13 protein-coding genes are annotated in these 11921 nt (G+C 49.2%); 12 read left to right on the forward strand and 1 reads right to left on the reverse strand.

Annotated features, from left to right (window positions below):
• The coding region (locus ABGY95_RS08155) for a hypothetical protein (RefSeq protein ID WP_347441189.1) at positions 1–297 on the reverse strand (297 nt) is incomplete at its 3' end.
• A gap of 120 nt (positions 298–417) precedes the next feature.
• Between ABGY95_RS08155 and ABGY95_RS08160 the strand changes: the two genes are divergently transcribed.
• From ABGY95_RS08160 to ABGY95_RS08215, 12 genes are all read left to right on the forward strand, one after another.
• Positions 418–1305 carry a phosphatidylserine decarboxylase gene (locus tag ABGY95_RS08160; RefSeq protein ID WP_347441190.1) on the forward strand — a complete coding sequence of 296 codons (888 nt, stop codon included), beginning with the start codon at positions 418–420 and terminating at the stop codon, positions 1303–1305.
• A 241-nt stretch (positions 1306–1546) separates the two neighbouring features.
• Positions 1547–3349, forward strand: coding sequence for a (E)-4-hydroxy-3-methylbut-2-enyl-diphosphate synthase (gene ispG, locus ABGY95_RS08165; protein ID WP_347441191.1), 1803 nt, complete (start codon positions 1547–1549; stop codon positions 3347–3349).
• A 173-nt stretch (positions 3350–3522) separates the two neighbouring features.
• Positions 3523–4371: a type II CAAX endopeptidase family protein gene (locus tag ABGY95_RS08170; RefSeq protein ID WP_347441192.1), complete on the forward strand. Its 849-nt coding sequence runs from the start codon at positions 3523–3525 to the stop codon at positions 4369–4371.
• Complete coding sequence (locus tag ABGY95_RS08175) at positions 4368–5258, forward strand: thiamine-phosphate kinase (RefSeq protein ID WP_347441193.1); 891 nt, start codon at positions 4368–4370, stop codon at positions 5256–5258. The genes ABGY95_RS08170 and ABGY95_RS08175 overlap by 4 nt, the downstream gene beginning before the upstream one ends.
• 259 nt (positions 5259–5517) lie before the next feature.
• The gene (locus tag ABGY95_RS08180; RefSeq protein ID WP_347441194.1) at positions 5518–5640 is read left to right on the forward strand and encodes a hypothetical protein; all 123 of its coding nucleotides are present in this window, start codon (positions 5518–5520) and stop codon (positions 5638–5640) included.
• Between the two features lie 772 nt (positions 5641–6412).
• Complete coding sequence (locus ABGY95_RS08185; RefSeq protein WP_347441202.1) at positions 6413–6613, forward strand: nuclease-related domain-containing protein; 201 nt, start codon at positions 6413–6415, stop codon at positions 6611–6613.
• 147 nt (positions 6614–6760) lie between these two features.
• Entirely contained in the window at positions 6761–6889 is a 129-nt protein-coding gene (locus ABGY95_RS08190) for a hypothetical protein (RefSeq protein ID WP_347441195.1), read from the forward strand.
• A 144-nt stretch (positions 6890–7033) separates the two neighbouring features.
• Complete coding sequence (locus tag ABGY95_RS08195; RefSeq protein ID WP_347441196.1) at positions 7034–7702, forward strand: vWA domain-containing protein; 669 nt, start codon at positions 7034–7036, stop codon at positions 7700–7702.
• 280 nt (positions 7703–7982) lie between these two features.
• On the forward strand, positions 7983–8942 hold the full coding sequence (locus tag ABGY95_RS08200) for a helix-hairpin-helix domain-containing protein (RefSeq protein WP_347441197.1): 960 nt from the start codon (positions 7983–7985) through the stop codon (positions 8940–8942).
• Positions 8943–9580: 638 nt separating this feature from the next.
• On the forward strand, positions 9581–9949 hold the full coding sequence (locus ABGY95_RS08205; protein ID WP_347441198.1) for a hypothetical protein: 369 nt from the start codon (positions 9581–9583) through the stop codon (positions 9947–9949).
• Between the two features lie 168 nt (positions 9950–10117).
• Entirely contained in the window at positions 10118–11254 is a 1137-nt protein-coding gene (locus tag ABGY95_RS08210) for an FAD-binding domain-containing protein (protein ID WP_347441199.1), read from the forward strand.
• Positions 11255–11256: 2 nt separating this feature from the next.
• Positions 11257–11433, forward strand: coding sequence for a DUF2256 domain-containing protein (locus ABGY95_RS08215; protein WP_347441200.1), 177 nt, complete (start codon positions 11257–11259; stop codon positions 11431–11433).
• Positions 11434–11921 lie beyond the last annotated feature (488 nt).

The raw sequence follows: 11921 nt of genomic DNA on the forward strand, positions 1-11921 counted from the left end.
TACGACTGGTCGTTCGTCGCCAAATTGCTTGTACCAACGTTCTGCATTACTCTTAATATCACCAGTGCCTATCGAAATATACACCTCTCCATCATTATTGAATTTACAGTTAAACTCACGAAATTTTGTACTCGGCACTCTGCGCCAATCCTTGGGCATCACTACAGCAAGATTACTCTCATCATCGTAGCTAGTGAGTTTGCGGCTCTCGGTGACCTCTAAAGGTTTAGTACTCTCATCACAGCTGGTGAGAGCGATCATTGGGACGAGTCCCAGGGCTAACTTGCGTAAGTTCATGACTGTTGTGGCGATAGCGTTGCGCGCTTAAAGATGCAAGGGTAATCGAATCCGTGAGATGGAACGATTCTTAGGTATTCATTGATTGCATTTCCCCTACTCTGGCTCACACTACGCGCCGTGGAGCCTATTACATTTTATAATCGATATACTGATAGCATTGAAACTGAAAAAATCTACGGAGAATCCTTTCTTAAGTGGGCATACGCGAACCCACTTGGTAAAATTGCCCTCCACGCTTTCGTCAAACGCCCCTTTTTCTCAGCTTGGTATGGCCGACGGATGAACCAAACGAAGACTCAAGAAAAGATCGCGCCATTCATTAAAGACTACCACATGGATGTGGACGACTTCCTCGACGCCCCAGAGAGCTATGCCCACTTTAATGCATTCTTCTACCGTAAGCTCAAAACCAGCGCCCGACCAATCGCCGAGACTGACCTCGTTTTCCCAGCCGATGGTCGCCATCTAGGTTTTGAAAATGCCGAAGACATCGCTGGCGCATTCATTAAAGGCCAAAAATGGAATCTCCGTGCACTGATTGGTGATGACACACTTTACCAACACTTCAAGGGGGGCAGCCTCGTCCTCTCACGCCTCTGTCCGGTTGATTACCACCGCTTTCATTTCCCCTGCGCCGGCACCCCTGGAGAAACACGCATGATCAATGGACCATTGTTTTCAGTATCGCCAATCGCATTGCGCCAAAACCTTGGCTATATGTGGGAAAATAAACGCACCTGCACAGTTCTAGATACTCCAGACCTTGGCAAAGTACTCATTCTAGAAATTGGAGCGACTTGCGTGGGATCCATTCTCCAGACTTACCAGGCCAATCAAGCAATCGCGAAAGGTGACGAAAAGGGCTACTTTGCCTTCGGCGGCTCCACCACCATCACCATCTTCCAATCCGGCAAAGTCCAACTTGCCAGCGACCTGCTAGAGCACAGCGTCAATTGCCAAGAACTTTACGCCCGTATGGGGGATTCTATGGGGGTGAAGAAGTAATAAGTGAAAACCTAAACCTACTCTTGTAGAGATAGCCGCTGAAACTAAGAAATCTCACGTAAAACACTAGTACACCCCGTCAGGGCTAGTATTTTAATTTTTATCCAAGACCTAGGGCGATGTCCTAGACGCCAATACATCACAATCAAGAAGCCCTGTAAGGGCGACCAAATTCCTCCTCAAAAAAATCTAACTCAAACTTTGGACGTCACGCCCAAACTAGTCTATAGCTCTATTCATCATGACCGATTCGACCCACACAGCTCTGCAATACTGCCCAGACCTCTTCGCCTATCAGCGTAGAGTCTCCCGCGAAATCACTGTTGGAAATCTTAGATTTGGGGGGAACAATCCAGTTCGCATCCAGTCGATGATCACCTCTGACACCCGCGATACGGAAAACTGTGTGAAAGAAATTCTAGGGCTCGCTGATGCGGGTTGTGAACTTGTCCGAGTCACTGCTCAAACCAGTAAATATGCTAAGAATCTAGAGAACATCGTGCGTGAAGTACGCGCAGCTGGGTGCAATGTGCCATTCGTGGCTGACATCCATTTCAAGCCAGATGCAGCGCTTGAAGCGGCAAAGTGGGTTGAGAAAATCCGCGTCAACCCAGGTAACTACGCCGACAAAAAGAAATTTGAAATCCGCGAGTACTCAGACGATCAATACGATGACGAGCTCGAGCGAATTCGCGAGGAGTTCACCCCACTCGTCAAACTTTGTAAGGAAAAAAACCGCGCCATGCGCATCGGCACCAACCATGGCTCCCTGTCTGACCGCATCATGAATCGCTACGGAGACACTCCGCTCGGTATGGTCGAGAGCGCCCTCGAGTTTGCACGTATTGCCCGCGAAAACGATTATCACAATTTCATTTTCTCCATGAAGGCGTCCAACCCGAAGGTCATGATAGAAGCGTACCGACTCCTCGTCGCTCGCCTTTATACTCAAGGGCCAGACTGGAACTACCCGATCCACCTTGGTGTGACCGAAGCTGGTGATGGCGAAGATGGCCGCATCAAATCTGCCATTGGTATTGGCTCACTCCTCGCTGATGGTGTGGGCGACACCATCCGAGTCTCACTCACCGAAGATGCAGTCAGAGAAATCCCAGTAGCTATGGCACTGGTAGACAATGTTGCCGACTCCCACCTCCCCCACGATCCGGAGAACCAACAACAAGGGACGATTAGTTATGATCCATTTAGCTATAGTAGACGTGGCAGCAAACAAATCTCAATCAATGGACACAAACTTGGTGGTGCTAACACAGTTCGTGTTTTCACCTCGCAACAGAAGTATGATGCACTCTCACACAAGCTCGACAAGCTAGGCGATTTCCAACCAGAAATCATCATCGAGAACTCCGGAGTCGTGGAAGTTGACCCAGAAGACAATGCGTCAATAGCACAGATCAATGCCCAGCCCGAGCCGCAGCTCGTAACGATCCGAGATGGACACCCGATGGCTGTGATTCACGCGTATCGTTTGCTCGCATGCAAACTAGACGCCCACCACCCTATCCTGCTCAAGGACACCTTCCACCCATCCACGGATGCCAATAGAGATTTTCAAGACACACTTCTAACAGCATCTAGAAATATTGGTTCATTACTCTGTGATGGTATCGGTGACGGCATCATTATACAGGGAGAGCAAGCACCTGGCCAGTCACTCCGACTTTCTTACAACATCCTGCAAGCAGCAGGGACCCGCATTTTTAAGACTGACTATGTAGCATGCCCTAGTTGCGGACGCACGCTCTTCAATCTACAAGAAACCACTCAGAAAATCCGCGAAGCAACTGGCCACCTCAAGGGTGTCCGCATCGCTGTGATGGGCTGTATCGTCAATGGACCAGGAGAAATGGCTGACGCTGATTTTGGCTACGTCGGCGGTGCCCCAAACAAGATCAACCTCTACGTCAACAAGACACCTGTGAAATTCAACATCCCAGAAGGTGAGGCAGTCGAAAGACTTATCGACCTCATCAAAGAGCACGACAAGTGGATCGAAGCTCCCACTGTCACTGCTGAGGTTTAGGGTCGCTCCGGTGACTAGCTATACTGATGCAGAAAAATAAACTCAGTCGAGTCAGCCACAGTTTTACTTTTCTACCAGTGGGCGTCCATTTGAACCATCTAAGCTTCACTTACAATTTTTCACCATACACATAGACCAGCATCGTCGGTAGTTGCCGAAGGTTCCCTAAAGCTATGAATCTACTAGCACTCAGCCAAGGAGAATTTGGCCACACCATTCTACAGGATATTGCGCTGATCTGCGTGATTGGCACTCTCATAGCTGGCCTAATTCACGGCTGGTTGCGCAAGGCATCACCAAACCTACAATGGCACAAAATTGGCAATGTTAGCACTGAGGCTCTTGGATCTGCAGATATTCTAGGCTGCCTGTTAGTGTCTTTGCCTTTCTCGCTTAGCTTGATTTCCCCTTACCAAGACCCGAGTGACAACGACCTTTCTTCTATCCTACTAATTGCTAATTTTGCCATCCTCTCATTGATGGCGGGCATCGTTCTAGCAATATTCCAAAAGCGAGGGCTGCTCCCTGATGCTCTGGGCCTTCACCCAAAGCACCCTATGCAAGTTATTTCTTGGTCGATTGCGGCCTACATCTTTTTCTTTATTCTAAGTATAGCAATGTCACAACTGGGCCTAGAAGAATGGCTGAGTTCACGACTTGGCGAGCAACAAAGACAGCAAATCGTGAACGAAATGATGGCCACTCAGGAAAATCAAAAACGTCTAATTATGATTCTTGGTGCCTGTGTCATAGCACCCATTGCGGAAGAAATTGTCTTTCGCGGCTATCTCTACCCTGTAGTGAAACGCTATACTGAGCCAGTGATCGCCGCCATCTTCACTGGCGTTATTTTTGGAGCTATCCACGGTCAAATTTGGGCAGTTATCCCCCTCTCTCTCTTTGGTATTCTGCTAGCAGTTCTTTATGAAAAAAGTGGCAGTATATGGGCCTGTATTCTATGCCATGCGATGTTCAATACGATCAATGTATTCTTCATGCTCACTATGGGTGACCAACTATGAAGCTCAGCGACAGCTCTGAAGACCCGCTCATCAACCGTATCACTGACCGCCTCGTACAGCGAGACGATGTACTAGTCGGGCCGGGTGATGATTGTGCTGTTGTCACACTCCCTAGCGGTGACCTCCAATTGCTCAAGACTGATTGTGTTGTCGAAGGCGTTCACTATAACCCAGACGAAAATGCTGAACGCGTCGGCTGGAAAGCTATCGCACGCGTGGTGAGTGACATCGCTTCTATGGGAGGCACACCGCACGCATTTGTGGTCACCCTAGTACTCACACCTGACACAGCAGTCGAATGGTTAGATGCACTCTATATTGGCATGCAGAAATGCGCCGAAACCTTCCGACTCTCTATTGTTGGCGGAGAAACATCTTCATCACCTAACGGATCAGCCAACGTTATATCTGTCGCTGGTACTGGCCACGTCCATCCCAGTAGACTTGTATTGCGTTGTACAGGTAAAGTTGGCGATGCCATTTTTGTCACAGGACGACTAGGTGGATCACTATCCGGGAAGCACCTAGACTTCACTCCTAGGATTCAACCAGCCCAATGGTTAGTTAAAAACTTTAAACCAAATGCCATGATGGACCTATCCGACGGCTTGGCCAAAGATCTTCCTCGTATGGCTAATACCAGTGGAGTCAGTTACGCAGTCGACCGCTCGGCCATTCCTTGTTCAGACAATTGTACCATTACACAAGCTCTTAGCGATGGTGAAGACTACGAACTCCTTTTTACCCTCTCACCTGAATTAGTTGGCCAACTAGAGTCTGACTGGCCAACTGACTTCCCTCCACTCACGCGCATTGGTTGCATCAAGGATATATCCCACTCCCCCACTCAGCTCGAAGGTGGCTGGGAGCATTTCAGTGATTTGTAAATACCTGTGGGCTCGGATTTTCATCCGCCCCCTCATTCTTAGATTCATTTTTTAAATGAACAACTGCAGACACTCCGGAGTCAACGCATAAGTGTGAGTCCTCCTATACCGACGAGTAGTACCTGGACTGCTCAGGTATAGCAGCAACACACACTGGGCTAGCAAGAGTGTAACCGATATCTCGGAATGATACTAATGTGGTTTAACTAACACACCTAAAACCATTAACTCACAAAACCATCTGGGATAAAGCGCCAGCTTGGCCTTACTCCATCTGCCATTGAGCCTTTACAGTGGCACCGGTGTATTGAAGACCCTCAACCGTATGGTCGGCTACGAACTCCGAGGCGGTTTCAAAGGTGGCATGAACAATACTAAGTAACAGAAGTTAGCGAATATAGGAGACCATACGGCACCGCTAGAACTGGGAGAGTTATATGAGCTTGATCTTATGGTGACAGTTGGCCAACTCTCAGCTACGTGCTACTACCTAATTATCACGCACCTCATCGGCCAGGTCTAGGTACAATTGGGTCGCTTTTCCTAAAGCAAAAATAGAAAAGCGCGCCGCACTAGACCTATTGTATAATAGCTATCAGCTCAAACTAGTCATTACCACAATGGATACAGCTCTGATTAGTTAGAGGTTTTTGGGATATTATTTTAGCAGTCTCAACAACAAGAGTTGCAGTGTTCACTCCAAACGGAAGATTTTCACTTGATCGAACAGCCATCTCATTTCCCAAAGGGTCTTGCTCAATCAAATCTAGCATCATATTTACCCCACATGGTCGATCGAATGCTTAGTTTGCTGTCAATCACCCTAGGGCCAGCCACTATTTACTGGGGTATTCTCTGGCTCCAATCCAGAATCTAGAGACAATAGAGTTGCTCCCTATCAAATCGATCCCCTCGTCCTCCAGGTTGGAGCCTCCAGCTCCGTGTCAATGAACTTGAGGAAAAAACAATCAGGCTATGTCATGATCCTAGTCGCATCAGGTGTCATCGCTGGCTTCCTCCACTTCATTGTACTTCGGCTCACAGCTTCCGTCCAGTAGTGCGCTACAGGCTCGGTTATTGTTGCTATCATCCTGCTCTGCCGACGCATGCCCACCTACGCTGACTACAAGCTAGGCCTCATGGGAGAGCAATAGATTGGAGCAAGCCTCAACACCCTCTCCCATGGGACCGTGCAGGTCTACCACGACTATCAGGTCAAGGATCACGGTAGCGAACCATGGGACATTGACCACATAGTAGTCACAGCCGAAGGCATCTTTCTCTTAGAAACCAAAGCCCGCAGGAAACTCAAACAAAAGAACAAAGATGGCCAAGACGGTTACCGAGTAAAATAGGACAGCAAAATGCTACACTTCCCATTTGGATCCGACCACTACGGCTTGAAACAAGCCAAACGTAATTCTGAATGACTTAGTAAACAACTCAGTAGCGCCGTTGGTGAACACGCCCAAGTCAAGCCTCTACTCACCCTCCCTCGATGGATGGTAGACCGTAAGGTACGAGGTGAAGTGGTCTTACTCAACGAGGAGGAACTCCTTGGCTACTGCAAGAGACCCAAGCAACTGGCCAGCACCACACTGCAGAAACGAACTAACCACCAGCTAGACTAACACTGCTTCGTTGACCTGAATAAATAGACTCAAAAGGGCTGCGTCCCCCCCCAAATGTCCCATACCATCCTTCATATTCTTGCATGTAGATTACAGCTCATGGTCGTGTCGACCATGCTTAATCCCCAACTAGCAAGAATACCCATGAATACAGAACTCACTGAAATCGCCTTTATTCTCGATCGCTCCAGCTCCATGCTGCCACTCACCGAAGCTGCAATCACAGGATTCAACTCCTTCCTCGATGACCAACTTGATACTCCCGGTGAAGCGCTCCTAAGCCTCGTGCTATTCGACGACGAATACACCCTACACGCCAACCGCGCTCCGCTTACCGAAGTCAGAAGACTCGATACCCAGAGCTACATCCCGCGTGGCACCACCTCCCTGCTAGATGCCATAGGACGCACCATCGAAACGATCGAGGCAGAGCTATCCAGCACCCCTGAAAACGAACGACCAGCATCCGTAACCATCGCCATCTACACCGATGGCTATGAGAACACATCGACCGATTACTCCGCCGCCCGCATCCGCCAGATGATCAAACACCAGACCGAGCAACACAACTGGCAGTTCCTCTACCTCGCCGCCAACGAAGACGCCATAGACACAGCAGCCCAATACGGCATTGATAAGAGCAGCGCAGCTCGAGTTTTTTTCAGCAAAAATGGCATGCAAACCAGCACCCAAAGCATCTCCCGCAAAATCAAAGCATCTAGAGCCAGATTCAGTCAGGTCTGGACTGATCAAGAACTCATCAAAGACGCAGATGCAAATCTCTCCGATATCGTAGAGCAGGAATCTAACTGACTTTCCCACTGGAGAACAAGCCTTTCAGCACAAGTCCTACAACAATGTGCCGAGAGGCTTCAAACCATTTTCAAGAGCTAACTATTTCCCCAAATGCCAATTTCTTCAATCTCACAATTCCATGGATGCCTATCAGGGCTAGCAGGGAACTTCCTGCCACCCACCATTCGAACAAAAGCTAAAATAGACACTTAACTAACACTCTCAAAAAGACCTATAACACAGCAACTAGCACCCAGTGACTTTCACCTTGATACTATCCACCTAAATGAGTACCGTCATGCCCCTTACTATCAGCTGCCTGCTCTCCTATTACTCACCAATGCTTCTCCAAAATCCTAACCGTTTTATTAAGGTTAGCACACACTCTGCCATCCAGTCATACTTTACACTTATTGCTGTCGTTTTTCTTATTGGAGTTTCGACTCAAATAGAAGCGGCTAACCTGCAAACCATCGAAGGCTGTAAACTAGTGGACGCCAACTGGTCAGATGGAGATAGTTTCCCTATAGTTACTCCTAATCATAAAAAGTTTACAGTCCGTCTCTATGGGGCCGACGCCTTGGAGTCTACTATCACTAACACCACTGATGCTCGTCGCTTAAGAGCTCAGAGGAGATACTTTGGCATTACTAAAGCTAACGGTTCATCGCAAGCTTCTATCCAACTATCGAAGCAACTCGGTGACGACGCTACCAAACTAAGAAAACAACTCTTAGCAAAGCCTTTCACCGTCTACACAGCCCTTGCTGACGCTCGAGGTGACCGTAGATACAAACGCTACTATGCATTTATCACACTCAATGACGGACGAGACCTCGCCAGTGTTTTAGTTGAGAAGGGATTAGCCAGAGCCTACGGAGTGTACAGACGGACATGGGACAACCGCGACGCGAAGACTTACGAAGCTTCGCTCAAAGATTTAGAGATGCTCGCTGCCAAAAAGGAACGAGGCATATGGGCTCACACAGATTGGGACGACTTCATCTCGGCTAGAGAGAGTCAACGAGAGGAAGACCGGCTAGTTTCAATGGCCTTAGATTCTAACAAGGTCATCACCCAAAGCATCAGCATCAATACATCTTCAAGAGACGAGCTCATGCAGCTCTCAGGTATTGGTGAAACCACAGCAAACGCGATTATCGAAGGCCGCCCATTTAAGCAAATTACGGACATCACTAAAGTACGCGGCATTGGCCCAAAGACACTAGAAAAGCTCAAACCCTTTATAACCCTCTAGAACTAACATGCAAACGCATGAACGTACTGGAACAACTAACTGCTATCTACAACGTGGAGATAGTTGGTCACACTGAGCCTCCCCAAAATCCTAGGCCTGGGGACTCCTAATGCATAAACATGAACCAAGGACAAACCATGAAAGGTAAACGCAGACGACACAGCGAGGAGTTCAAACATAAAGTTCACCAATACTCTACCGAAAGCTCAAAGAGCAGCACGCATATCTGCCAGGAGTTCGACATTTGCCCAGCCCTCATCTATCGTTGAAAAAAAGAAGCTCTGGAGCTGCGCAACGGACGCAGGACCCATAGACGAGAGCGGGAGTGGAGCTGCGCCAGAGGCTTCGATCGCCGAACTAGCTGATGAGCTGCACCGCCTCCGTAACGAACACGCTAAGTCCCAGCGGCGAGAAGAAAGCCTAAAAAAGGCTGCGCTCACAGTCGGAAACGCCCCTCACGACGATATGAGCTAATCAATGACATTGAGGAAAATGAATCCGCCGCCAACACAATCAGATCCATTCGACATTTAGCTTCATACCGCTATACTAACCAGAAATCTCTGCTACCACGTCTGATAAAATAGTCTTGTGAGTATAGCCCCACACATGCCCCACTCCACTCTATAGCAGTCTTCATGACTCGCTCAGAACTCGATAAAGTAAGCGCAGCTGTCGGCGGCATGATCCAGCTCACCGACATGCTCACGCAGATCACTCACGCCAAACATTGCACGCTGGCGCGAGCCTTAGCAAACAAGCCTAAAGGACTCGAGGGGCTCTACGGATTCTTTGCCAATGGCCCGGGAGATCCCCCAGCCGGATACTACCTCTATATCGACAAGGACACGGACCCAGCACTAGAAGCCTACGACACGCTCGACCTGACCTACGGCTACTACGCTGGCCACCAAGCCGGCGAAGGCTACACCTTACCCTTCATCAAATGCGCCGACGGACGCTACGCTCTGATCCAGATGAAACAATACGCAAGCCTCATCCACTAAGACGCCAATGACTCCTCACCACCAACTTCAATAGGGGGAGCGCATCCAGCATACCTTGGGCACCCGCAGCATATACGCAATAGATGGCATCGATACCGACGGTCTTGATCGCAGCTTAATTGCACCTCTCACGCCTTGCAATTTGGAGCCATGCACACATACTAATGTATGGTTCCTTCTCTCTACTGTGGTCACGCTGAACTTCTCGACCGCATCCGCACCATCGATCCAAAGAAATACGCATCCACACGCAACTTTCTGGATGGTCAAGTCACTTGGCTCAGCCCCTTTCTCACCCACGGCGTCCTCGACACCGCACAGCTGGGCCATGCCGTCATTGCCAAGCACGGCGCTCAAACCAGCTATAAATTTCTGGCAGAACTCGGCTGGAGAGAATTTTTTCATCGCACATGGCTAGCCCAGGGAGACGCCATCCACAGTGACATCAAACGCCAGCAAGAAAATGTCATCAGCCAGCAAATCCCCAGCGCCTTTCTCAATGCCAGCACAGGCATCACAGCCATCGACCAATCAATCAGATCTCTAATCGATCATGGCACCATGCACAACCACGCCCGCATGTGGGTGGCATCACTCATCAGCAATATCTGCCAAACCCAATGGCAGGAAGCAGCAGCGTGGATGCACTACCACCTCCTCGATGGCGACCTCGCAAGCAACTCACTTTCATGGCAATGGATCGCTGGCACCTTCAGCCACCGCAAGTACATCGCCAACCAAGAAAATATCAATCGATACAGCAAATCCGTCCAGGCCGACACTCCGGTTGACATCAGCTACCCAGAGCTCGCCGAACTCACCACCCCCAGCGCATGGGCAGAGCGCAGCAATTGGCGCGACTCCATCGCACCACTCACACTTCCCGCATCTACCCTAAGCCATCCCATAAAGCCTAAGGAACGCATTGCACTTCACTCGATCTGGAACCTCGCACCCCAGTGGCTCCAGGGCCAAGTGGACCGCCACATCCTAGTTCTCGAGCCCTCCTACTTCGAGCGACACCCGATGGCCCCAAACCGCCTCAAATTCATCCTCCATTGGGCACAGCAAATCCCAGAGCTAGAAATCTTTACAGGCGAGATTGCAGACCTCCCCGGTGACCATGTCCCGTCCAATCTCATCCACCAAGAATACCCCAGCTGCCAGCACTGGCCCGGCACCCAACAACCACGAAACTGGCTCTACAGCGAAACATCTCGTCCATATGCTAGCTTCAGCTCGTTCTGGAAACATGCCCAAAAACAAATAGGTTTGGGCACAAAATCACGCAAACTCCATCAGTAACCATGGCGCATCACGCAAAACTAAAATCTCAAGTCAAGGTCTGTCCCGTCTGTGAGCTTTCTTTCCACAACCGCAAAAAATGGCAATCCAGAGGGCTCTGGGAATCGATCATCTATTGCTCAGACAAATGCCGAAAAAATAAAAAAGCACCCCCTACACCAAGCACACCACCGAGGTGATTCCCAGTAGCCTCACACAGTACTAGCTCATTATTCACACCCCAGATGAGCACCCACGGTCTTTAAACTCTAACTTGTTAAGACGTTGCTGTTGTGATGCTGTTGTTGCTTAGGCCTAATATCTAGGCATTCCTATTGCTGAGTATGACCTGATTGGTGCTGTTGTGCCTGCGTTGTACATACTCGGCTCATTTCTCGGCTCATCTTTATAACAAGTCGCTTACATCACTGGCTGCTCAGTGGACGTATTCAGTGGAAGTTTCATCCACACGTTACCAGCATCCATCACGCATTTTCTGAACAAAATGCATTCTCTTTGGGCATTACCCCAAATTTGTCCCACCCCACCCTCTAGCGTGTCTTCATGACTCACTCAGAACTCGATAAAAGTAAGCGCAGCTGTCGGCGGCATAATCCAGCTCACCGACATGCTCACGCAGATCACTCACGCCAAACATTGCCCGCTAGTACGAGCCCTAGCAAACAAG

The organism is Rubritalea sp., from assembly GCF_039830215.1.
GTDB lineage: Bacteria > Verrucomicrobiota > Verrucomicrobiia > Verrucomicrobiales > Akkermansiaceae > Rubritalea.

Excerpts from the sequence above, each read along its gene's own strand:
- ispG (WP_347441191.1), top strand. The coding sequence starts at position 1,547 with ATGACCGATTCGACCCACACAGCTCTGCAATACTGCCCAGACCTCTTC.
- ABGY95_RS08170 (WP_347441192.1), top strand. The coding sequence starts at position 3,523 with ATGAATCTACTAGCACTCAGCCAAGGAGAATTTGGCCACACCATTCTA.
- ABGY95_RS08175 (WP_347441193.1), top strand. The coding sequence starts at position 4,368 with ATGAAGCTCAGCGACAGCTCTGAAGACCCGCTCATCAACCGTATCACT.
- ABGY95_RS08190 (WP_347441195.1), top strand. The coding sequence starts at position 6,761 with ATGGTAGACCGTAAGGTACGAGGTGAAGTGGTCTTACTCAACGAGGAG.
- ABGY95_RS08195 (WP_347441196.1), top strand. The coding sequence starts at position 7,034 with ATGAATACAGAACTCACTGAAATCGCCTTTATTCTCGATCGCTCCAGC.
- ABGY95_RS08200 (WP_347441197.1), top strand. The coding sequence starts at position 7,983 with ATGCCCCTTACTATCAGCTGCCTGCTCTCCTATTACTCACCAATGCTT.
- ABGY95_RS08205 (WP_347441198.1), top strand. The coding sequence starts at position 9,581 with ATGACTCGCTCAGAACTCGATAAAGTAAGCGCAGCTGTCGGCGGCATG.
- ABGY95_RS08210 (WP_347441199.1), top strand. The coding sequence starts at position 10,118 with ATGGTTCCTTCTCTCTACTGTGGTCACGCTGAACTTCTCGACCGCATC.
- ABGY95_RS08215 (WP_347441200.1), top strand. The coding sequence starts at position 11,257 with ATGGCGCATCACGCAAAACTAAAATCTCAAGTCAAGGTCTGTCCCGTC.